This window comes from Achromobacter sp. SLBN-14 (assembly GCF_006715415.1).
GTDB lineage: Bacteria > Pseudomonadota > Gammaproteobacteria > Burkholderiales > Burkholderiaceae_B > Achromobacter > Achromobacter mucicolens.
On the sequence record NZ_VFNE01000001.1, the window covers coordinates 5,531,246 to 5,554,745 of the forward strand.

Sequence of the window (23,500 nt, forward strand, 5' to 3'; positions counted from 1 at the left end):
CGGTGCCCCGTTCCACCGCCCTCGCGCCGTCCCGCGCCCCGCTACGTCTTTATCACGCCCGCTCTGGCCTGCCGGAGGGTTCATCCGACCGTCAGGCCCTGTGCGAGCGCCTCGCGCAACGCGGGTTCAATGCCGTGCTGGTGCCGGCGCCGTGGCTGACCGGGCCAGAACCGGGCTCGAATGCCGCGCGCGATGCGGACACAGCGCGCGTGGACGGCAAGGACACGCCAATTACTCAGTGGTACACCGAGGTCGCGGCGCAGTTGACGGCCCACGGGTTGTCGCTGTTCGTCGACGTGATCCTGGACCGCAGTGCGCGCCATGCCGTGGCGACCACCGCCGAACCCGGGTGGTACCGGTCACTGCATGAAGAACCCGCGCGCGATCCGCGACTGACGCCGCAGGAGCGCGGGGTGATGCACCTGCCTGAAGGCCCCCTGCCGCCCGGCTTTCTGCCGGCGTGGACGGCGCGTCTGCTCGACTGGACCCGCAGCGGGGTCAAGGGCCTCGTGTTCCAGGCGCCTCACCGGCTGCCGGCAGAGGCGTGGCGGGAACTGGGGGCCGCGTTGCGCGCGCAGAATCCGGATGTGCGCCTGTTGGCCTGGACACCCGGCCTGTCGCCCGCAGACCTGGCGGGCCTGCGGGACGCGGCGTTCGACGCCGCGTTTTCTTCCCTGCCCTGGTGGGACTTCAAGTCGTCGTGGCTGGCGGAAGAGGACGCGCGCCTGCGAGCCATTGGCGAAGTCATTGCGGCGCCGCCGCAATCCGGCGCACAGTCGCCGTCTGAGTACGGCCAAAGCGCGCTCTGGAGCGCGGCGGTGTCGGGCGATGGACTCATGCTGACGGACGAGGACGAACACCGCCTGCCGGACGTGCAAGCCGTGAACGCCTGGTTCGACGGCTCCCGGCTCAAGGGCCCGTTGTGCCTGCTGGGCGGCCGGGACGGCAACTGCACCGTGATGCTGCGCGATGCGGGCGACGGCGCGACACTGGCGCTTGCCATCAATCCGTCGCCCACGCAGCACGCGGGCGTGGATTGGGATGCCCTGGCGCCGATGTTGCCGCCGGCCGATCTCGTCCCCTTTACTCCACCGGCCGGTTTGCAGAGGCAGGCCGATTCCCTGTCCGCGGGCGACTGCGCGCTGCTGATGTTCCAACCCACCCAGCCGGTCCGCGACGCCGTGCGTCATCATCGGACGCGCGCCGACGACCTGGCCAACCAGCGCGTCGCGCTGGAGAACATCAGCCCTGCCGTCGATGGCGGCCTCTATCCGGTCAAGACCATCCCGCACGCGCGCATCGCCGTGCAGGCCGACATCTTCATGGACGGGCACGACCAACTCGCCGCCGAGGTGCGCTGGCGGGCCAAGGACGAGGCGCGCTGGCACACCGTCCCGATGACGCGCGGCCTGAACGACCGCTGGGAAGGCGCATTCCGCCCTCGCCGCATCGGGGCCCATGAATTCGTGGTGGCCGCCTGGTTCGACGCCTGGCATACGTTTACCCATGACATCGAGGTCAAGCACCAGGCGGGCCGCGATATCAGCCTGGAGATCCACGAAGGCCTCGCACTGCTGCGCGACGCCCTGGCGCGCGCCGACGCCGGCTCGCCCGCCGGCGCGGACGCCGAGCCCGTGCGCCGTGCGCTGGCGGCCTTCGCGGACGCCGACCTGGCCCATCCCGTCCCGCCGACGCAAGCGCAGGTCGACGTGCTGCTGGACCCGGCGTTGGCGCATGCCATGCACGCGCTTGACGACCACCCGTTCGAAGCGGTCACCGCCACGGCCTACCCGGTCTGGGTGGACCGCAGCCAGGCCGTCCATTCCAGCTGGTACGAGCTTTTCCCGCGGTCGCAGGCGGCCGAACCCGGCCGCCACGGCACCTTCGACGACGTGGTCGCGCGGCTGCCGGACATCCGCGAGATGGGCTTTGACGTGTTGTACATGCCGCCCATCCACCCGATCGGCCAGCGCAACCGCAAAGGCCGCAACAACAGCCTGCGCGCCGAGCCCGGCGACGTGGGCAGTCCCTACGCCATCGGGGCGCAGAGCGGCGGCCACGACGCCATCGAGCCCGCGCTGGGCACCCTGTCCGACTTCCTGAACCTGGTGGATGCTGCCGCTCAGCATGGCATGGAGATTGCGCTGGACTTTGCCATCCAGTGTTCGCCGGATCATCCGTGGCTGACGCAGCATCCGGACTGGTTCTCATGGAGGCCGGACGGGTCGATGCGCTACGCCGAGAATCCGCCGAAAAAGTACGAGGACATCGTCAACGTGTCCTTCTACGGCGGCCAGAACCGCCGCGGCCGCAAGCTGGGATTGTGGCGCGCGCTGCGCGATGTGGTGCTGTTCTGGGTGAACCACGGCGTGCGCATCTTTCGGGTCGACAATCCCCACACCAAGCCCCTGCCGTTCTGGCAGTGGCTGATCTGCGAAGTCCACGCGCAGCATCCGGACGTGATCTTCCTGTCCGAGGCCTTCACGCGCCCCAAGATGATGTACCGGCTGGCCAAGATCGGCTTCACGCAGTCGTACACGTACTTCACGTGGCGCAACGAGCGGGCCGAGCTGGAAGCCTACCTGCAAGAGATTTCGTCGCCGCCGGCGGCCGACTTCTTCCGTCCGCACTTCTTTGTGAACACCCCGGACATCAACCCGTTCTTCCTGCAGACCTCTGGACGCCCGGGCTTTCTGATCCGCTCGGCGCTGGCCGCGTTGGGCTCGGGACTGTGGGGCGTGTACAGCGGGTTTGAACTCTGCGAAGGCGCGCCGCTGCCGGGCAAGGAAGAGTACCTGGACTCCGAGAAGTACGAATTGCGCCAGCGCGACTGGCACGCCCCGGGCAACATCCGGGCCGAGATCACACGGCTGAACCAGATCCGGCGCGCCAACCCGGCATTGCAGACGCATCGCGGCCTGACGCTGGCCGCCAGCAGCAACAACCGGGTGCTGGCCTTCTACAAATCCACGCCCGGCCACGGCAACGTGGTGCTGGCCGTCATCAGCCTGGATCCGTTCCAGGCGCAGGAGACGCGCGTCGAGGCGCCATTCTGGCTGTTCGGCGAATCGGACGCCGGTCAGCTGTCCGCCGAAGACCTGCTGACCGAAACCCGCGAGACCTGGCATCAGAAGCACCGCAGCCTGACGCTGACCCCCGACCAACCCTATCGCGTGTGGCGGCTTTCGCTGCATGGATGAAGCCCGCGCCCAACGCCATGATGAGTAAAGCCCAACCCATTCAGGATGATCCCCTCTGGTACAAGGACGCCGTCATTTACCAGCTTCACGTCAAGTCGTTCTTCGACTCGAACGGCGACGGCGTTGGCGACCTGCCCGGCCTGATTTCCAAGCTGGACTACATCGCCAGCCTGGGCGTGAACACCATCTGGCTGCTGCCCTTCTATCCGTCGCCCCGCCGCGACGACGGCTACGACATCGCGGACTACCGCGGCGTGCACTCGGACTACGGCACCATCGCCGACGTGCGCAAGCTGATCCGGGCCGCGCATGCCCGGGGCCTGCGCATCATCACCGAACTGGTGGTCAACCACACGTCGGACCAGCACCCGTGGTTCCAGCGCGCCCGTGCGGCCAAGCCCGGATCGGCGGCGCGCAACTTCTATGTCTGGTCCGACAACGACAAGGCGTACGCCGGTACGCGCATCATCTTCTGCGATACCGAAAAGTCGAACTGGACCTGGGATCCAGTGGCCAACGCCTACTTCTGGCACCGCTTCTATTCGCACCAGCCCGACCTGAACTACGACAATCCGCAAGTGCTCAAGGAAGTGCTGTCCGTCATGCGCTATTGGCTGGACATGGGCGTGGACGGGCTGCGCCTGGACGCGGTGCCCTACCTGGTGGAGCGCGAAGGCACCAACAACGAGAACCTGCCCGAGACGCATGACGTGCTCAAGCAGATCCGGGCAGTGATCGAGGCCGAGTACCCCGGCCGCCTGCTGCTGGCCGAAGCCAACCAATGGCCCGAGGACGCGCAGGAGTATTTCGGCGCGGGCGACGAATGCCACATGTCCTTTCACTTCCCGCTGATGCCGCGAATGTACATGGCCATCGCGCAGGAAGACCGCTTTCCGATCACCGACATCATCCGCCAGACGCCCGATATTCCGCCCACTTGCCAGTGGGCCATCTTCCTGCGCAATCACGACGAGCTGACGCTGGAGATGGTGACGAGCCGCGAGCGCGACTACCTGTGGAACGTCTACGCGGCCGAGCCGCGCGCCCGCATCAACCTGGGCATCCGCCGCCGGCTGGCGCCGCTGCTCGAACGCGACCGGCGCCGTGTCGAGCTGATGAACAGCCTGCTGCTGTCGATGCCCGGCACGCCGGTGCTCTACTACGGCGACGAACTGGGCATGGGCGACAACGTCCACCTGGGCGACCGTGACGGGGTGCGCACGCCGATGCAATGGTCGCCCGACCGCAATGGCGGCTTTTCGCGCGCCGATCCCGAGCGGCTGCCGTTGCCCGTCCTGATGGGCCCGCTGTACGGCTACGAGGCCGTCAACGTCGAGGCGCAGCAGCGCGACCCGCATTCGCTGCTGAACTGGACGCGGCGGCTCCTGGCCCAGCGTGGGCAGAGCCACGCCTTCGGCCGCGGCACGTTGCGCTTCATCTATGCCGGCAACCGCAAGATCCTGGCCTACCTGCGTCAATGGGAAGACACCACGATCCTGTGCGTGGCGAACCTGTCGAACGCGGCCCAACCGGTCGAGCTGCACATGCAGGAGTTCTCGGGCCGGGTCCCCGTGGAAATGCTGGGCGGCACGCCCTTCCCCGCGATCGGCGAACTGCCGTATCTGCTGACGCTGCCGCCCTACGGCTTTTACTGGATGGACCTGAGCCAGGACGCCGCGCCGCCCGGATGGCACGCGACGGCGCCCGCCCAGATGCCCGAACTGATTACCCTGGTGCTCAAGAACCGGGGCGGCGCGGCGCTGACCGACGCGTCCCGCGCCACGCTGGAGCGCGAGATCCTGCCGCAGTACCTGGCGCGCCAGCGCTGGTATCCGGGGTCGGAGGCGCCGGCCCGCGCACGTCTGGCCTACGCCACGCCGTTCGCCTCGGCCGACGGGGAATTCTATTGGGCCGAGATCGAGCCGGAGGACGGCACGACGGGCATGCGCGCGCAAGCGCCCTTTGTCCTGGTCTGGGACGAGACCGCCGTCATCCAGTACGCCATTGCCCGCGTGCGCCGCGGCGCCGAAGTGGGCGTTCTGGCCGACGCCTTCCTGCAGCCGGGCTTCGTGCGCAGCACGCTCCGCGCGATGCAGGCGAGCGCGGAACTTGACGGACGCAGCGGCGGCAAGCCGGGTGACAAGCCGGGCGTGATCCGCTTTCTGCCCGAGGCGGGGCTGGCCGGCATGGATTTCAACGGCGACCTCGACATGCACTGGCTGTCGGGCGAACAGTCCAACAGCTCGGTCATCGTCGGCAATGCCGTCATCCTGAAGCTGATTCGCAGCGTGCAGCCGGGCCTGTCGCCCGAAGCCGAGATGACCCGCTACCTGACGCGGGCCGGCTACGGGAACATTCCGCCGCTGCTGGGCGAGGTGCAGCGCGTCGACGCCGAGGGCGTCGTGCACACGCTGGCGGTCGCGCACGGCTACGTCTCCAATGAGGGCGATGCCTGGAGCTGGACCCTGGACTACCTGAAGCGCACGCTGGCCAACGCCCTGCTGGTTGGCAGCTCGCCCGAGGAGTTCGAGGAAACCCTGGAAGGCTACGCCGTCATGGCCGGCACCATCGGCGAACGGCTGGGCCAGATGCACACGCTGCTGGCCGCGCCTACCGATGATGCGGACTTCCAGTCGCGAGCCGCCAGCCAGACGGATGCGGACAAGCGGGCCGAGCAGGTGCTCGCGCTGCTGGACCGCGCCGAAAAGAACCTGCGCGCGACGCTGGACAAGCTTGAAGAGCCGTCGCATGCCTGCGCGGAGTGGTTCTTCGAGCATCACGAGCGCCTGGCCAAGCGCGTCACCGAGATGGCGCAGGCCGAGGTGGGCGCGCCGTGGCTGCGCATACACGGCGACTTCCACCTGGGCCAGGTGCTGGTCGCGCAGACCGACGCCTACCTGATCGATTTCGAAGGTGAGCCGATCAGCAGCCTGGAAGTGCGGCGATCGCTCGCTTCTCCGTACAAGGACGTGGCCGGCATGTTGCGCTCGTTTGACTATGCGGCCGCGTCGATTGCGCGGACGGACCTGATCGGCGGCGCGCATCTGGACGCCAATGCGGGAGCGGACGACGTGCCCGCGCCGCCCGTCGCGCCGGCCGAACAGCGCGACGCCCTGCTGGCGCGTTTCCGCCAGCGTGCCTCGGACGCGTTTCTGCAGGGGTACACCGGCGTGCGCGGCGGCGACCTTGCCGCCACGGAGGATCGCGAGGATACGCTGCTGATCCTGGCGCAACTGGAGAAAGCCGCCTACGAGGTCAGCTACGAAGCGGCCCACCGGCCCGACTGGATTTCGATTCCCCTGTGCGCCCTGACCGAACTGGCGCGCGGCGTCCTGCTGTCGGCCGCCATCGATGCCGAAGGAAAAACGTCATGACCGCAGGCTTTGCCTCTCCCGCCGCTGCCACCAACGGCCACATCGACGCGCAGGAGCTGACCGCGCTGGCCCATGGGTTGCACGATAACCCTTTCGGGGTGCTGGGGCCGCACGACGGCTGGGTGCGCGTCTTCGTTCCTGGGGCTTCTGCCGTGGCAGTCCTCGATCAGGATGGCGATCGCACGCCCCTGGAGGAACAGGCGCAGGGCCTGTACGTCGGCCGCGTGACGCACGCGCAGGCCGGCGACGGGGCGTCCTACCGCCTGGCGATCCGCTGGCCCGCGGCCGAACAGGTCACCGCCGATCCCTATGCCTTCGGCGCCCTGCTGGATGACGCGACGCTGCAACGCCTGGCCCAAGGCGCGTGGCGCGAGGCCGGCGAGGCGCTGGGTGCGCACCTGGTCGAGGTGGACGGCGTCAGCGGCCTGCGCTGCGCAGTCTGGGCGCCCAACGCCCGGCGGGTTGCGGTGGCGGGCGATTTCAATGGCTGGGATGCGCGCCGCCACGGCATGCGTCTGCGCCACGCTGCCGGGGTGTGGGAAATCTTCATTCCCGGCGTACGCCCCGGCGACCGCTACAAGTTCGCCATCACCGACCGCAACGGCAATCAATTCTTGAAGGCCGATCCGATGGCGCGCCGCAGCGAGATGGCGCCCGCCACGGCCTCGATCGTGGACGACCCCGCGCCCTACGCCTGGTCCGACGACGACTGGATGCGGTCGCGCGGGGCGCGCCAGTCTCCCGGCGCGCCCGTGTCGATCTACGAGGTCCACGCCGGATCGTGGGCCAGTGTCGAAGCGGGCCCCTGCGCCTGGGATCAGATGGCGGACAAGCTGCCAGGCTATGCCCGCGCCATGGGCTTCACGCATCTGGAACTGATGCCCATCATGGAGCATCCGTTCGGCGGCTCGTGGGGCTACCAGCCGCTGGGCATGTTCGCGCCCACCGCGCGCTACGGGCCGCCCGAGGCCTTCGCCCGATTCGTCGACCGCTGCCACGCCGCCGGCATCGGCGTCATCCTGGATTGGGTGCCCGCGCACTTTCCCGATGACGCGCATGGCCTGGCCACCTTCGATGGGACCTCGCTGTACGAATACGAAGATCCGCGCGAGGGCTATCACCCCGACTGGCACACCATGGTCTACAACCTGGGACGCAACGAGGTGAAGGCGTTCATGATCGCCAGCGCCATGCACTGGCTGCGGCGCTTTCACATCGACGGGTTGCGTGTGGATGCGGTGGCGTCGATGCTCTACCGCGACTACAGCCGCCGGCCCGGTGAATGGATTCCCAACCGCTATGGCGGCCGCGAGAATCTGGAGGCGGTCCAGTTTCTGCAAGAGCTGAACGACACCGTGCGCCACGAGGTGCCGGACGCCATCATGGTTGCCGAAGAGTCCACCGCGTGGCCGGGCGTGACCGCGCCCGTGTCCGAAGGCGGTCTAGGATTCCACTACAAATGGAACATGGGCTGGATGCACGACACCCTGCGCTATCTGGCGCAGGATCCGATCCATCGCCGCTACCACCACCACGACATCACGTTCGGCATGGTGTACGCGTACAGCGAGCGCTTCATCCTGCCGCTGTCGCACGACGAGGTGGTGCACGGCAAGGGGTCGCTGCTGGGCAAGATGCCGGGCGACAAGCAGGCGCGGCTGGCCAATCTGCGCGCGTATTTCGGCTTCATGTGGGCGCATCCCGGCAAGAAGCTGCTGTTCATGGGCGGCGAGCTGGCCCAGCCCACCGAATGGAACCACGACGCCACGCTGGACTGGAACCTGCTGGACGACGCGGGCCATCTGGGCATGCAGCGCCTGGTAGCCGACCTGAACCGCCTGTATCGCGACCTCCCGGCGCTCCACGCGCGAGACGCGGACCCCTCGGGGTTCGCATGGACGATCATGGACGACCAGGACAACAGCGTCGTCGCCTTCATCCGCACCGACGGCCAGCAGCACGTGCTGGCCGTGTCGAATTTCACGCCGGTCACCCGGCACGATTACCGCATCGGGGTTCCTCGGGCCGGCCGCTGGGCTGAACTGCTGAACACCGATGCGTCCCAGTACGGCGGGTCCGGCCAGGGCAACCAGGGCGGGGCCAACACCGGCGACATGGCTGCCCACGGGCAGCCGCAGGCCCTGTCGCTCACCCTGCCGCCCCTCTCGACTCTCTTCCTGATGCACGAAGGCTGAATCCATGGATCCGTCCCAACTGACCCGAATCACCGGCGGCCAGCCCCAACCGCTGGGCGCCACCAGCGATGGCCTGGGCGTGAACTTCGCGGTGTTTTCCGCGCACGCCACCCGTATCGAGCTGTGCATCTTCGATCCGAAGGGGCGCAAGGAATTGCGCCGCTTCGACCTGCCGGAGTGCACGGACGAAATCTGGCACGGCTATCTGCCGGATGCCCAGCCCGGCCTGCTGTACGGCTACCGCGCCCACGGCCCGTACGATCCGCAGAATGGCCACCGCTTCAACCCGAACAAGCTTCTGCTGGACCCTTATGCGCGCCAGCTGAGCGGCCCGCTGCACTGGAGCAATGCGCTCTTTGGCTACCGCATGAATCACTCGCGGCAGGACCTGAGCTTCGACCGCCGCGACAGCGCCCCCGCCATGCCCAAGGCCATCGTGGCCGATGAGGTGCCGTTCAACTGGGGCAACAGCAAGGCCCCGGACACGCCCTGGAACGACACGACGATCTACGAAGTTCACTTGCGCGGCGTGTCGATGCAGCGCGAGGACCTGCGCCAGCCGCTGCGGGGCACCTGCGCGGCCCTGGCCGATCCGCATTTCATCGAGCATCTGCAGCGTCTGGGCGTGACGGCGGTGGAACTCTTGCCGGTGTATGCCTTCCTGCAGGACCACTTCCTGACCGAGCGCGGGCTGCGCAACTACTGGGGCTACAGCACCCTGTCCTACTTCGCGCCGGAACCGGCGTACCTGATGCAGCACCCCAACGAACTGCGGCTGGCGATCCGCCGTCTGCACGCGGCGGGCATCGAGGTGATCCTGGACGTGGTCTACAACCACACCTGCGAAGGCAACGAAATGGGCCCGACGCTCTCCTGGCGCGGCCTGGACAACGCCAGCTACTACCGCCTCATGCCGGGGCAAGAGCGCTACTACATCAACGACACGGGCTGCGGCAACACGGTCAACATGTCGCATCCGCGGGTGCTGCAGATGGTGACCGACTCGCTGCGGTACTGGGCCACCTCTTACGGGGTGGACGGCTTTCGCTTCGACCTGGGCGTGACGCTGGGCCGCGAGGGCAACGGCTACGACCCCGGCTCGGGATTCTTCGACGTGATCCTGCAGGATCCGGTGCTGTCCAGGCTCAAGCTCATCTCCGAACCGTGGGACATCGGCCCGGACGGCTACCAGCTGGGCAACCACCCGCCCGGGTTCGCGGAATGGAACGACAAGTTCCGCGACACCACGCGCCGCTTCTGGCGCGGGGATGAAGGCATGCGCGGCGAGATGGCGGCGCGGCTGTGCGGGTCGCGCGACATCTTCGACCGCCGCCATCGCCGCCCCTGGTCCAGCGTCAACTACGTGGCCTCGCACGACGGCTTCACGCTGGCCGACATCGTCAGCTACGACGGCCGCCACAATGAGGCCAATGGCGAGGACGGCAATGACGGCCACTCCGAGAACTTCAGCCACAACTGGGGCGCCGAAGGGCCCACCGACGATCCGCAGATCCTGGAGACGCGCGGCCGCGTCCAACGTGCGCTGCTGGGATCGGCCATGCTGTCCGACGGCACGCCGATGCTGCTGGCGGGAGATGAATTCGGCAACAGCCAGGAAGGCAACAACAACGCCTACTGCCAGGACAACGCCATTTCCTGGCTGGACTGGACGCAGGCGCAAAGCGATGCCGGCCGGGCGCTCAGCCGCTATGTGGGACGCCTGACGGCCCTGCGCCGCGCGCATCCCAGCGTGCGCAGCGCCCGCTATGGCGATGCGGGCCAGGAGGTCCTGCCGGGCGTCCCGGCCATTTCCTGGTTCGACGCATCGGGCGCGCCGCTTGAGGGCCCGGCGTGGGACGCCGAACAGGAGCGCGTCATGGGCTTGCGCCGTGCCGCGCTGCGCCCCGAGGGCGGCGCCGACGTGACGCTGTTGCTGATGAACCCCACGCACGAAGCCGTGACCTTCACGCTGCCAGAAGCCGGATTCGCCTGGTCGTTGGAACTAGACTCGGACAAGCCAGCCGAGCCCGCGCCATGGGACGAGCCAACGGTGACGGTGGCGCCCCATAGCCTTGTCTTGATGGGACAGCGGGCGGAATCTGGAGACGCGACATGACGCATCCGTACTCATTCGGCGCCTTGCCGCTGGAAAGCGGCGTCACCCGCTTTCGGCTGTGGGCGCCGAGCGCCCCGCCCGGTCTCTTGCTGGAGGTCGAGGGCCATCCCCCGATTCCGATGCGGCCCGGCCCGGACGGCTTTGCGCAAGCCGATGTGGACTGCCCGGCGGGCGCCCGCTACCACTATCGGCTGGACGACGGCACCGTCATGCCCGATCCCGCCTCGCGTCTGCAGGACGGCGACGTGCATGGCGACAGCATTGTCGTGGCGCCCGGCGCGTACCGCTGGCGCCACCCGCAATGGACCGGCCGCCCGTGGGAAGACACCGTCATCTACGAAGTCCACGCGGGACTGGCCGGCGGCTACGCGGGCCTGATCGCGCGGTTGCCCGAATTGGCCGACATGGGCATCACCATGCTGGAGCTCATGCCCATCGCCGATTTTCCGGGAGAGCGGAACTGGGGCTATGACGGCGTGCTGGCCTATGCGCCCGACACCGCGTACGGTTCGCCCGACGATCTGAAGAACCTGATCGACACCGCGCATGGATTGGGCATGGGCGTGATGCTGGACGTGGTCTACAACCACTTCGGCCCGGACGGCAATTACCTGTCGGCCTATGCCGCGCCCTTCTTTCGCACCGATATCGACACGCCGTGGGGGGCCGCCATCGACTTCCGGCAGGAGGCCGTCAGCGCCTTCTTCAAGGAAAACGCGCTGTACTGGCTGACCGAATACCGCTTTGACGGCCTGCGCCTGGACGCTGTCCATGCCATCGCCGGACACGAGTGGCTGCACGAGCTGGCCGGCTTCGTGCGCGACAACGTCTCGGCCGAGCGCCACGTGCATCTCGTCGTCGAAAACGACGACAACCGCGCCAGTCTGCTGCGCGGCGATTTCGAGGCGCAATGGAACGACGATGCGCACCATGTGCTGCACCATCTGCTGACCGGCGAATCGCGCGGTTACTATTCCGACTACGCCGAAGCGCCCGCGCAGGCGCTGGCGCGCTGCCTGGCTGAAGGCTGGGTGTATCAAGGCCAACCCTCCGCCTATCGGGGCAACCAGCCGCGTGGCGAGCGCAGCGCCGACCTGCCGCCCACCGCCTTCGTGCTGTTCCTGCAGAACCATGACCAGACCGGCAACCGCGCGCGCGGCGAACGCCTGACCGAGCTGGTGGACAACCCCCAGCGTCTGCGTGCGGCCGTCGCGCTGCAATTGCTGGCGCCGCAGATCCCGTTGATCTTCATGGGCGAGGAACGCGGATCGCGCGCGCCGTTCCTGTATTTCACGAGCCACACCGATCCCGAACTGGCGCAGGCGGTGCGCGACGGCCGGCAACGCGAATTTTCGGCCTTTCCCGAGTTCGCCGGCGATACTCCCGCCGCGCAGTTGCCCGATCCGAACGACGAGTCCACCTACCACGCCAGCTATCCCTGGCAGGACGAGCCAGATGCCGCCCAGTGGATGCGCGACTACACGGCGCTCTTGCAATTGCGCGCGCGCATGATCGCGCCGCGGCTGGCGGGCGCGGTCAGCCTGGGCGCCGCGGCGGTGGGCGACCGTAGCGTGTTTGCGCGCTGGGAATTGGCCGATGGCGCCCGCCTGACGGTCTACGCGAACCTGGGCCCCAATCCTCAGACCGTGCCCGATTCGCTCATGCCCGGTCCGGACGTGTTCGCGACCCTGCTGTTCGAATCGCCCGCGGGCGGTCGGGACCGGCTCGCGCAAGGCGAACTGTGCCCGGACAGCACCGTCTGGCTGCTGGAGGACGCGGCATGAAGCGCACCAGTGCCGAGCCGGATGGCCTGTCCGCGCTGGCCGCCGAGGCCGGCATCGCGGAGCATTGGACCGATGCGCGCCAGCGCCCGCAGCGCGTCGCGCCGGAAACCTTGCGCGCGCTGCTGGCTGCGATGGACCTGCCGGCAGAGACGTCCCGGGACATCGCCGACAGCCGCCAGCGCTTGGCGGAACAGGCGGCGGACGCGCTGCCGCCCATGCTGGTGACGCGGTGCAACGCCCGCACGCCGCTACCCAAGACTGCGCGCGGCCCCTATCGCATCCTGTGCGAATCCGGCCACATCCTGAACGGCCATATTCAGGCGGGCGCGGACGGTATCCCGTTCCTGGTCGCACCTGACGAGCCTGGCTACCACCGTCTGCTGTTGACGTCAGCGCAGGCCACGCTGGCAGTGGCGCCGCGCGAGGCGCCGAGCCTGGCCGATCTGACCGGCGCGGCCAGCCCGCGCTGTTGGGGTCTGGCCGCACAGGTCTACAGCCTGCGCCAGGACGCGCGCGCCGACATGCCGCGCACGCACGGTTTCGGCGATTTTGGGGCGCTGCGCGAACTGGCGGTGGCCGCTGGCGAGCAAGGCGCGGACATGCTTGCCATCAGCCCGGTTCACGCGATGTACGCCGCGCAACCCGAGCGGTCCAGCCCGTATTCGCCGTCCAACCGCCTGTTCCTGAACGTGCTGTTCGCCGATCCCGCCCCCGTGCTGGGCCAGGATGCGCTGCAGCGCGCGCTGGCCGGCGTCGCCCCCGCGGCGTTGACCGCGCTGGACGAATTGGCGCGCATCGACTGGCCGGCCGCTGCGGCGATCCGCTTGCAAGGGCTGCGGTCGCTGCATGCCGAATTCGCCACCCACGGCGGCGTCAGTGAGCGGGCGCGCTATGCGCAGTTTTGCGCCGAGCGCGGCCAGGCCCTGCGCGACCACGCGATCTTTGAAGCGCTGCATGCGGCGCAACGCGCGCCCGGCGGGACGATCCCCGCGTGGCAGCGCTGGCCTGCCGCCCTGCGCGATCCCGCCTCGTCGCAGGTTAAACGCTTTGCCGAGGACCATGCGCCGGACGTGGACTTTCACCAATTCGCGCAGTGGCTGGCGGCAGAGAGTCTGGCTGCGGCGCACGCCGCGGGCCGCGAGGCCGGCATGCGGCTCGGCCTGCTCGCCGATCTGGCCGTGGGCGCCAGTCCGGACGGCAGCCACGCCTGGAGCCGCCAGGCCGACCTCATGCGCGGCATGTCCGTGGGCGCGCCGCCCGACATCTACAACCCCCTCGGCCAGTACTGGGGCCTGACCGCCTTGTCGCCGCGCGCACTGCACACCCAGGGCTACGCCGCCTTCATCGACATGCTGCGCGCCGTGCTGGCGCATACCGGCGGCGTGCGCATCGACCACATCCTTGGAATGGCGCGTCTGTGGCTTGTACCGGAGGGCGCGTCGCCCGCCGATGGCGCCTACCTGCGCTACCCGCTGGACGACATGCTTGCGTTGATCTCGTTGGAGGCCTGGCGTCATCGCGCCTGCGCCATCGGCGAAAACCTGGGCACCGTGCCCGAGGGCTTTGACGACCGGCTCAAGGACAACGGCGTGCTCGGCATGAACGTGCTCTGGTTCATGCGTCAGGCGCCGGACGCCCAACCGGGTCCCGACGCCCCGGCCGGCTTCACGACGCCCGCCGAATGGCCGCGCAACGCGGTCGCCATGACGACGACGCATGACTTGCCCACCCTGCGCGGCTGGTGGGACGAGCGCGACATCGACTGGCGCGTCAAACTGGGTCTGCTGGGCGCCGACGACAGCGAGGAAAGTCTTCGCGCCGGACGGGCGCTGGACCGCGAGCTGCTTTTGCGGGCGCTGGATCCAAGCCTGGCAACGCCGCCCGCCGAGGCGCCGGTGCCCGCGCTTCTGCAGTTCGTGTCCTCCAGCCCGTGCCCGCTGATGTTGATTCCGATGGAAGACGTTGCCGGCGTGCTGGACCAGCCGAACCTGCCCGGCACCATCGACACCCACCCCAATTGGTGCCAACGGTTGCCGCTGAGCATCCGCGCGACCTTTGCCGATCCCGACACGCAGGCCCGCCTGGATGCCGCGCGCGCCGGAAGGAGACAATCTTGAGCACACCGCAAGCCACCGCCCGGCTGCAACTGCACGCAGGCTTCACGCTCGACGACGCGTGCGCCCAGGTGGATTACTACGCGGACCTGGGGGTCAGCCATCTGTATCTGTCGCCCATCACCCGCGCGCGAGCGGGCTCCACGCACGGCTACGATGTCATCGACCACGCCGTGGTCAGCCCGGAACTGGGCGGCGAACCCGCCCTGCTCCGGCTGGCCAGCGCCGCGCGGGCACGCGGCCTGGGCCTCATCGCGGATATCGTGCCCAACCACATGGCGGCCCATCCCACCAACGCGTGGTGGCGCGATGTGCTGGCCAACGGCGCGGCGAGCGCGTGGTCGGCCTACTTCGATATCGACTGGAATCGTCCCGCGCCGGCGCTGCGCAACAAGGTCCTGCTGCCCGTGCTGGGCGACCCGTACGGCGCGTCCCTGGAACGCGGCGCCATCACGCCGCAATGGGACCCGGATGCCGCCGCCCCCGAGCTGGACGTGCATGGCCAGCGCTATCCGCTGACCCCGTCGTCCGTGCCGCGCGGCGCCGCACGCGAAGCGTGGCTGCGCGAACACGACCCCGCCGAGGCGCCCGGCCGCCAGCGTCTGCATGAACTCCTGGAACGCCAGCACTACCGCCTTGCGTGGTGGCGCACCGCGCCCGACCAGATCAACTGGCGGCGCTTCTTCGAAATCAGCGAACTGGTCGGCGTGCGTGTCGAGGACGAGGCGGTCTTTGACGCCGTCCATGCGCTTGTCCTGCGCCTGTACGCCCAAGGCGTGCTGGACGGCCTGCGCATCGACCACATCGACGGGCTGGCGTCGCCCGGCGGCTACTTGCGGCGGCTGTCAGCGCGTCTGGCGCAAGCCAACGCCAGCCGGCCCGCTGCGCTGCGCCAGGACCAGCCGTATCTGGTCGTGGAGAAGATCCTGGCGCATGACGAGGCCCTGGATCCTCGCTGGGAGACCGACGGCACCACGGGCTACGACTTCATGGACCAGGTGAGCGCCGTGCTGCATGACCCGCAGGGCGAGGCGCCGCTGCGCACATTCTGGCAAGAATTGACCGGCGACCACCGCGACGCTGCCGAGCAGCTGCGCGCGGCGCGCGTGCGCATGCTGGTGCGGCACTTCCCCGCCGAACGGCAGGCGCTGGTCGGCTGCCTTGAACAGATCGCCAGCCAGGACGTGCGCACGCGCGACTGGACCGCAACAGCGATCGACCGCGCGCTGAGCGCCCTGCTGGCGGCCTTTCCCGTCTACCGCACTTACGCCGAGGACGAGGGCAGCAACCCCGCGGACGCGCATCGGCGCAACACCGCAGTTCAGGGCGCCGCGTTGGCGCTGGCGGCTCGCGAGGGTTCGGCGGACGCCACGCTGCTGGCGCAGATCGCCGAATGGTTCAATGGCCAGCCGGAGCACGCCACTGCACTACGACGCTTTCAGCAACTGACGCCGCCCCTGGCCGCGAAGGCGCTGGAGGACACCCTTTTCTACCGTTACGGGCCGCTGCTGTCTCGCAACGAGGTCGGCGCGTCGCCCGCGCGCTTCTGCCTGTCCGGCGACGAGTTCTTTCAGGCCTGTGCCGCCCGAGCCCGCACGCATCCCCGCGCCATGCTGGCCACCGCCACGCATGATCACAAGCGCGGCGAAGACACGCGGGCCCGTCTGGCCGTCCTGACGGAAATGCCGCAGCGCTGGCTGGAAGCGGCGCGTGGCTGGATCGACGCCATGCCTGCCGGCATGACGCGTGCGGACCGCTACATGCTCATCCAGACCCTGGTCGGCGCCTGGCCCTGCGACTGGCGCGCCGATCCGTCCGATTGGCCGGCCGACCGCCTGCAACCCTGGCTGGACCGTGTCGCCCAATGGCAGGAAAAGGCGCTGCGCGAAGCCAAGCTGCACACCAGCTGGACCGACCAGGACCCGGCGTACGAAGCGGCCGCAAAGGCGTGCCTGACCTGGCTGGGCCACGACGCCGACGGCCGCGCCGTGCTGGCCAGCATTGCGGCCTTTTCGCTGGAAATCGCACCCGCCGGCATGGTGAATAGCTTTACCCAGACGCTGCTGCGCTGCACGTTGCCGGGCGTGCCGGACCTCTATCAGGGTACGGAACTCTGGGATTTCAGCCTCGTCGACCCGGACAATCGCAGGCCGGTCGACTACGGCCTGCGCGCCCGGCTGCTGGCCGAAGGGTCGCGCGACGTGGCAATGGACCTGTCGGAATCGGCTTGGCGCATGGGCGCGGTCAAGCAGGCCCTGATTCACCGCCTGCTCCTTGCCCGCCAGCGTACCCCCGCGCCGTTTGCGGCAGGCGCCTTGCACGCCCTGCAAGCCGAAGGCAGCGAGGCGGACCATGTGCTGGCCTACGTGCGTCAACATGAGGGTCAGACGGCCCTTATCGTCGGGGCGCGCACCTGCGCGTTGCGGTTGAATGGCTATGTAAACGGCCAGCCGGGCGAGGCGCGAGCGTTCTGGGGCGATACGGCGCTGCGGTTGCCGGCGGCAAGCCCCATTCTGTCCTGGCACGACGCGCTAACCGGGCGCCGGGTGCGCGCGGGCGCCGATGGCCTGCTGCCGGTATCGGAAGTGTTGCGCGACGGCCCGGCGGCGTTGTGCCTGTCTGCGTGAGCGCGGAACGGCCTTTGAAACGCAATTCGGCCCCGGATACGCCACGGAGGAGGCGCGGCCGGGGCCGTCAGGCACTACGCAGACAACCACGCGCTGGTGACGCGGCTGGCGTAGCCAACGCGTTTAGCGCTGGGTCCTGTTCTGCTGGCCTGAAGTCTGACCTTGTTGATTCCGGTCTTTCTCCATTTGCTGACCCGATTGCCCAGGCTGTTGACCCGGCGACTGGTTGCGGTCCCGCGGATTTTCCTGGGACTGTTGCTTTTGCGGTTGCTTCTGCTGGTCGGGTTGGTTCTGGTTGGCCATTACAAGTCTCCTAGTAAGCGGAGATATTCCGCCCAGATACCAGAGCAACCGGCGTGCCCAACGCAGGCGCGGCGGGCAGGTCCAGGGCAGGCATTTTCAGGGGACGGGGCCCGGGCTGGGCAATTCCCGCGCCGGTCGGTAAAAACTACGCTCGCGCAGGGCCACGGCAGGCGGCAACTATGCCACCGTCCGCAAGATGACAGGGCGCGTGGGCTCAGTTTCCTGGCTGGGCCCGTCGAAGGCATCCAGCCACGACGACGCATAAGCGGCGGGCGCGGCCAGCGGCTCGCCGCCGTCGCGTTGCGTGCGCAGACGCAAGATCAGTTCGTCCAGCGGCATGGGCCGGCCCAGCGAAAAGCCCTGCCCGTACCGGCATCCCGCCGCACGCAGCGCGGGAATGTCAGCGACGTTTTCCACCCCTTCGGCAACCACGCGCCAGCCCAGCCGGGTAGCCAGCTCCGCGGCGGTGCGCAGCACTTCAAAAGCCACGGCGCTGCGGCGCATCCGCGTCACGAAATACTGGTCGATCTTCACCTCCGACAGCGGAAGCGCCGACAGCAGCTTGAGCGACGCATGGCCGGTACCGAAATCGTCCAGGCTGACTTCGCAACCCGCCTCTTCCAGCCGGAGCAGCGACGCGCGCAGCACGTCCAGATCATGGATGGGTTGGTCTTCGGTCAATTCCACGCGCACCAGCGACGGGGGCAATTCAGCGGACCGCACGCGATCCAGCAGGAAATCGATGCAGCGCGCCTCGGAAAGCGTGGTGGCCGGCGCATTGATCGCCAGCGGCACCGCCAACCCCAAACGGCGCAGTGTCTGGAGCGCATCGATAACCCGCACGCAGACGCGCTCGAACAGCGTGCAGTCCAGCCCTAGCCTGTTCACGGCCGGGATGAAGTCCGACGGCATCACGATGCCCAGTTGCGGATGCTGCCATCGGACCAATGCTTCGGCCGATACGATCCGGCCCGTCAGCAGGTCCACTTGCGGCTGCAGGAGCACGCGCAGCCCGTCCCGGCTGGTGATCATGGCGGTAATTTCCGCATCGCTGACCACGGAATTTTGGCAAGGCTCAGTGTTGATCATGGCTTGCTCCAGATGCGCTCCGACGTGATGCCTGCGCTGTCCGGGCGCAGATCGGGACACGATATTCGGGCATTCTGCGCTCACTCCGCCATAAAGTCACACACATGTAACCAGAGGTGTTAAGGTGCGGAAATTCATGTTTCACGCGGCTTGCGGGCCCCCCTGCAACACGCGCCTGACGGTGTCTTGTCGACATGGTAGGGTTGCCGTCTTCGGGCCCGGCCCACGTTCCATTTCCGCTGTATTTCCCTCTCCGCGTGACTAGTCTGCTTACCCGTTGGCGCGCCTCCCTGCGCAATGTGCTGTGGCTCGACGCCCTGCAAGCCGCCGCCATCAGCGCGGCCCCCGTCATCCTTGCCGTGCTGGTGCACGAACCCCGGTTGGGCTGGACCGCCATCGCGGCGTTCTGGGCCTGCTTCGGCGACCCCGGCGGCCCCTTGCGCAAGCGCGCCGGATCGATGCTGGCGCTGGGCTTGATCGGCGCCCTGTTCTGCCTGCTGGCCAGCGCCAGCGCGGCGCACCTCTGGCTGCTGTTGCCTCTTACGTTTGTCTGCTGCACGTTCGGCGGGCTGCTCCGCGTGCTGGGACCGGCCGCCGCCATCGTGGGCACCCTGCTGTCGGCCGGCTTCGTCGTTGCCGCCGAGCTGCCCGCGCCGACGCTGATGGAAAGCCTCTGGTACACGCTCTTCTTCCTGGCGGGCGCGGTCTGGGCCATCCTGATGACGGCGCTCGTCTGGCGCCGCCGTCCCTGGAAGGACGCGACCCATGCGGTCGCGCACTGCTACCGGGGGCTGGCCGATTTTTCCGACGCGCTGGCTCGCATGTATTCGGGCCTGGCGCCCGCCGCGGGGCAACAAGCCTGGACCGCCGTCGTCAAGCCCCAGCGCAGCGCCCAGCGCGCCGCGCTGGAAGCCGCCCGCGTCCGCATCCGCGAAGTGCTCGATGCCCGGCCGTCGCGCCGGGCCCGCGCGCATCAATTGATGTACCTGCTGGACAGCGCCGAGGACAGTTTCATCGCACTGGTCGCGGCCGCCGACCTGCTGGAATCGAACGCGCCGCGCTGGCTGGGCCGCAGCGCTGGCGCCCACCTGTCGCACGCCCTGCACCGCTACGCCAGCGTCTGCAACGCCATCGCCAGCACCTCCGATGTCAGCGATGCCAAGCAGGCCGATTGCCTGCGCGAGCGCCTGGCCCACTACAACGCCGGGCTGCGCGATCTGCGCGGCGGCGCCATGGCCTACGCGCCCGACCTGGCCACCGTGGTGCCGGTGCTGGACCGCCTGCTGCACACCGCTCAGGCGGTCTCCCACACCCTTTTCGACCAGGGCGCCGCGCCCGCCGCGCCCGCCCAACGCGCCCGCGACGCAAGCGGCGCGCGCCAGGCCTGGCAAACGTTGCGCCAGAACCTGCGGTTCGAATCCGATGCCTTCCGCCATGCGTTTCGCGTCGGCGTGGGCGCCACCATTGCCGTCGCCCTGTCCAAGACCTTTGCCGTCAACCACGGCTACTGGATGTCGCTGACGCTGGTCTTCATCCTGCAGCCGTATTTCGCGACGACCTGGCAACGCACCGTCGAGCGCGTGATCGGCAGCGTGGCGGGCGCCATCGGCGCCTCGTTGCTGGGACTGCTGCTCAGCACGCCGCTGTCGGTGGCGCTGGCGGTGCTGCCGATCGCGCTGGGCACGTTTGCCGCGCGCACCATCCATTACGCGCTGTTCACCTTTTTCCTCACCTCGCAGTTCGTGCTGGTCAGCCACATCCAGCAGCCCGAGATCTACGAGCCCATGCTGGCCGCGCTACGCGCGTTCAACAGCGTGCTGGGCGGCATCCTGGCGCTGCTGGTGGGCTTTCTGGTCTGGCCCGAGAAGGAACCGCGGCAGCTTGCCGGCGCCCTGGCGCGCGCGCTGCAGCGGCACGCGGACTACGCGCTGGCCCTGACGCAGGAAAAGAGCGGCGACGCGTCTTCGCAGGACATCGTCGGCCTGCGTAGGCTTGCCTGCCTGTCGGCCGACAATGCCGAGGCTTCCCTACAGCGGCTTCAGCAGAATCCGGTGCATCGCGAGCGCAACGTGGACACCGCCGTGAACCTGCTCAACGCCATGCGCCGCATCACGGCGGCGGGCACGGTGCTGGAAATCCAGCCAGCGCTGCCCCCGGCGTCAGCGGCGGCCGCCGCGCTGCGCGACTACGGCGCCGTGCTTGCGCACGTGCTGCACCCCGAAGGCCCCACCCCGCCCGGAGACGCACGCCGCATCGGCGTCCCGCCGGTCATCGCCGACGCCGAACCGGCGCTCGCCGCCCCGCTGGACCGCATCGCCCAGCAGGCGCGCCAGATCCGGCAACTGCGCGAACGCGTGCAGCGCGACGAAACGGCGCAATAACGGCCTCTCATTGCGCCGGCGAGGCCAAACTCAGACAGGTTTGACGCACATCAATGGAGCCTGCGGGCGAAACGGCAACCATACGGTGGCACGCTTTTAACCAAGGAGGCCCACCATGTACCGCCGCATTACCGTCCACCTGGACCACGGGTTTGACTGCGCCCGCCGCACCGCGCTGGCGCTGGGACTGGCCAAGCGCCACAAGGCCGAACTGGTAGGGGTCTACGCCAGCTCCGCGCCGCCGCAGTACTACTACGGCGAATCCGTCATGATGTCGCGCACGCTGAACATCATGAAGAACCTGCAGGCACAGAATCGGGGTGCGGTACAGAACGCCTTTCTGGAAGCGGCAGCGGCCGCCGACGTGCCGGCCGTCGTCCGGGCCGGCGAATCCTCGCCCAGCGCCACCGTTGCCCTGCACGGCCGGACCAGCGACCTCATCATCGTCAGCCAGCAAAACCGCGACGACGTCGAAGCCGCGCACGAAAACGAATTCGTTGAACAAACCTTGCTGACCGCCGGCCGCCCCGTCATGGTGCTGCCGTCCAGCGGTGATTTTCCGGTGGTCGGCGATCGCGTCCTCTTGTGCTGGGACGGCAGCCGCGAAGCTGCCCGCGCGCTGGCCGATGCGGCACCGCTGCTACAGGGCGCCTCGCATGTGGTCGTGCTGACCATGGACGAAGGGGCCGCCACGCGCAACGTCGAATCCATCCCCTTCGAAGACCTGGCCACCTATTGCGTCGCGCATGGCATCCCCGCGCCCGATCACGTGCGCCGCGACATCAAGGGCGTCGGCGTGGGCAGCACCATCCTGAATGCCGCCGCGGATTACAGCGCGGACCTGATCGTCATGGGCGCGTACGGCCACAGCAAGTTCCGGGAATGGGCCATGGGCGGCGCCACCGCTTCCATCCTCAAAAGCATGACCGTGCCCATCATGTTCTCGCACTAACGCGCATCCCCTGCCCGTCCACACGAAGCCGCGCCCCTCACCGGGCGCGGCTTCGGTGCATTCCGGAGCGGAGCAGTATCAGGCCGCCTCGGGCTGCGCGTCGCGAACCGGCGTCAACACCGGCTTGCCCGCAAAATGCGCCGTGGCGTTTTCCAGAAACAGCGCCACCGTGGCGGCCACGGCTTCGGGCGAGCGGCCCGCGCTGTGCGGCGTCAGCACCACGTTGTCCAGTTGCTTGAGCGCATCGGGTATGAACGGCTCGCCGTCCACCACGTCCAGGCCCGCGCCCGCGATGCGCCGCTCGGCCAGCGCCGCGATCAGCGCGTCGGTATCGACCACGCTGCCCCGCGCGATATTGATCAGATACCCATCCGGACCCAGCGCCTCCAGCACACTGGCGTCAACCAGATGATGCGTGCCGGCGCCGCCCGGCGTGGCCACCACCAGAAAGTCCGATTCCGCTGCCAGCGCGCGGGGGTTGTCGAAATAGGTGTAGCCCGACTCCGGCCGGGCGCGGCGGTTGTAATACCCGACGCTCATGCCGAACCCATTCGCGCCCCGGCGGGCGATTTCCAGGCCGATCGTGCCCAGGCCCAAAATGCCCAGACGCTTGCCGCTGACCTGCGGCCCCATGAAGCCGCTCCAGTGACCCTGCCGGACCCAGGCGTCCGCCTGCGGCAGCCGGCGCGCCGCGCCCAGCAGCAGCGCCATTGCGTGATCGGCGACAGAAACCGCATTGGCGCCCGGACCGTTCGTCACGACAATGCCGCGCGTATGCGCCGCCAAGAGATCGATGTTTTCATAGCCGACGCCCAGCGAACAAACGATGCTCAGGTTCGGCAGCGCGGCCATTTCGTCGGCCCGCAGGCCAGTGGCGCCACGCGTCAGGACGGCGCGGATGTGCCCGCCATGCGCCTGGATGGCCTGCGCGCGGGTCTGATCGGTGGTGGCGAGAATCGGGCGAAAGCCCTGGGATTCGATGACGGGAAGATAGTCCTGAACGCTGTCGATCAGGATGAGTAAGGGGATGCTCATGGGGCTGCGGGATCTAGGTGGGTTGCTGCTGAAACCCGCAGATCTTACGCCCGACGCGGCTCGCGCGCCAGGACGGCAGGGCCGCCCCGGGCCCTGCTGGCGGCCCGCCAGACGCGCTGGCGTCCGGCGGCCATCAGCGTGTCATGGCGCTATATGCGTCCCATCAACAGCAGCACGATGAGCACGATCACAACGATGCCCAGGAGGCCGCTCGGGTAGTAGCCCCAGCTACGGCTATGAGGCCAGGCGGGGACGGCGCCGATGAGCAGCAGGATCAGGATGATCAGCAGGATGGTCGACATAATGACTCCTTGGATTTATTGATTTGAG

Annotated in this window: 13 protein-coding genes; 9 read left to right on the forward strand and 4 right to left on the reverse strand. The window is 68.5% G+C overall.

Going from position 1 to position 23,500, the window contains the following annotated elements:
* Positions 1-2 precede the first annotated feature (2 nt).
* From FBY20_RS25380 to treY, 7 genes are read left to right on the forward strand one after another with little or no spacing between them, the layout of a single operon-like run.
* A complete protein-coding gene (locus tag FBY20_RS25380) occupies positions 3-3,200 on the forward strand; it encodes an alpha-1,4-glucan--maltose-1-phosphate maltosyltransferase (RefSeq protein WP_142055307.1) in 3,198 nt (1,065 codons plus the stop codon).
* Positions 3,197-6,574, forward strand: a complete 3,378-nt coding sequence (gene treS / locus FBY20_RS25385) for a maltose alpha-D-glucosyltransferase (protein WP_370458356.1) — start codon at positions 3,197-3,199, stop codon at positions 6,572-6,574. Before FBY20_RS25380 ends, treS begins: the two co-directional genes overlap by 4 nt.
* Positions 6,571-8,769 carry a 1,4-alpha-glucan branching protein GlgB gene (gene glgB, locus FBY20_RS25390; RefSeq protein WP_142055309.1) on the forward strand — a complete coding sequence of 733 codons (2,199 nt, stop codon included), beginning with the start codon at positions 6,571-6,573 and terminating at the stop codon, positions 8,767-8,769. The genes treS and glgB overlap by 4 nt, the downstream gene beginning before the upstream one ends.
* Before the next feature lie 4 nt (positions 8,770-8,773).
* Positions 8,774-10,885 (forward strand): glycogen debranching protein GlgX, encoded by a 2,112-nt coding sequence (gene glgX / locus FBY20_RS25395; RefSeq protein WP_056317724.1) that lies wholly within the window; start codon positions 8,774-8,776, stop codon positions 10,883-10,885.
* Positions 10,882-12,669, forward strand: coding sequence for a malto-oligosyltrehalose trehalohydrolase (gene treZ, locus FBY20_RS25400; RefSeq protein WP_056317721.1), 1,788 nt, complete (start codon positions 10,882-10,884; stop codon positions 12,667-12,669). The genes glgX and treZ overlap by 4 nt, the downstream gene beginning before the upstream one ends.
* Entirely contained in the window at positions 12,666-14,786 is a 2,121-nt protein-coding gene (gene malQ, locus FBY20_RS25405) for a 4-alpha-glucanotransferase (RefSeq protein ID WP_142055311.1), read from the forward strand. Before treZ ends, malQ begins: the two co-directional genes overlap by 4 nt.
* Positions 14,783-17,410: a malto-oligosyltrehalose synthase gene (gene treY / locus FBY20_RS25410; protein ID WP_142055313.1), complete on the forward strand. Its 2,628-nt coding sequence runs from the start codon at positions 14,783-14,785 to the stop codon at positions 17,408-17,410. The genes malQ and treY overlap by 4 nt, the downstream gene beginning before the upstream one ends.
* 123 nt (positions 17,411-17,533) lie before the next feature.
* Here treY and FBY20_RS25415 read toward each other — a convergent pair whose 3' ends face one another.
* A complete protein-coding gene (locus FBY20_RS25415) occupies positions 17,534-17,713 on the reverse strand; it encodes a hypothetical protein (RefSeq protein ID WP_056317712.1) in 180 nt (59 codons plus the stop codon).
* Positions 17,714-17,890: 177 nt separating this feature from the next.
* Positions 17,891-18,802, reverse strand: coding sequence for an EAL domain-containing protein (locus FBY20_RS25420; RefSeq protein ID WP_142055315.1), 912 nt, complete (start codon positions 18,800-18,802; stop codon positions 17,891-17,893).
* Positions 18,803-19,059: 257 nt separating this feature from the next.
* Between FBY20_RS25420 and FBY20_RS25425 the strand changes: the two genes are divergently transcribed.
* Together FBY20_RS25425 and FBY20_RS25430 are read left to right on the forward strand one after the other, a co-directional pair.
* Entirely contained in the window at positions 19,060-21,183 is a 2,124-nt protein-coding gene (locus tag FBY20_RS25425; RefSeq protein WP_142055317.1) for an FUSC family protein, read from the forward strand.
* Between the two features lie 115 nt (positions 21,184-21,298).
* A complete protein-coding gene (locus FBY20_RS25430) occupies positions 21,299-22,135 on the forward strand; it encodes a universal stress protein (protein WP_142055319.1) in 837 nt (278 codons plus the stop codon).
* Positions 22,136-22,213: 78 nt separating this feature from the next.
* Here FBY20_RS25430 and FBY20_RS25435 read toward each other — a convergent pair whose 3' ends face one another.
* Entirely contained in the window at positions 22,214-23,170 is a 957-nt protein-coding gene (locus tag FBY20_RS25435; RefSeq protein WP_142055321.1) for a 2-hydroxyacid dehydrogenase, read from the reverse strand.
* A 149-nt stretch (positions 23,171-23,319) separates the two neighbouring features.
* Positions 23,320-23,472, reverse strand: coding sequence for a DUF3309 family protein (locus FBY20_RS25440; RefSeq protein ID WP_076520934.1), 153 nt, complete (start codon positions 23,470-23,472; stop codon positions 23,320-23,322).
* Positions 23,473-23,500 lie beyond the last annotated feature (28 nt).

Coding starts and splice junctions, on each gene's coding strand:
- treS (WP_370458356.1), top strand. CDS start 3,197: ATGAAGCCCGCGCCCAACGCCATGATGAGTAAAGCCCAACCCATTCAG.
- glgB (WP_142055309.1), top strand. CDS start 6,571: ATGACCGCAGGCTTTGCCTCTCCCGCCGCTGCCACCAACGGCCACATC.
- glgX (WP_056317724.1), top strand. CDS start 8,774: ATGGATCCGTCCCAACTGACCCGAATCACCGGCGGCCAGCCCCAACCG.
- treZ (WP_056317721.1), top strand. CDS start 10,882: ATGACGCATCCGTACTCATTCGGCGCCTTGCCGCTGGAAAGCGGCGTC.
- malQ (WP_142055311.1), top strand. CDS start 12,666: ATGAAGCGCACCAGTGCCGAGCCGGATGGCCTGTCCGCGCTGGCCGCC.
- FBY20_RS25415 (WP_056317712.1), bottom strand. CDS start 17,713: ATGGCCAACCAGAACCAACCCGACCAGCAGAAGCAACCGCAAAAGCAA.
- FBY20_RS25420 (WP_142055315.1), bottom strand. CDS start 18,802: ATGATCAACACTGAGCCTTGCCAAAATTCCGTGGTCAGCGATGCGGAA.
- FBY20_RS25430 (WP_142055319.1), top strand. CDS start 21,299: ATGTACCGCCGCATTACCGTCCACCTGGACCACGGGTTTGACTGCGCC.
- FBY20_RS25435 (WP_142055321.1), bottom strand. CDS start 23,170: ATGAGCATCCCCTTACTCATCCTGATCGACAGCGTTCAGGACTATCTT.
- FBY20_RS25440 (WP_076520934.1), bottom strand. CDS start 23,472: ATGTCGACCATCCTGCTGATCATCCTGATCCTGCTGCTCATCGGCGCC.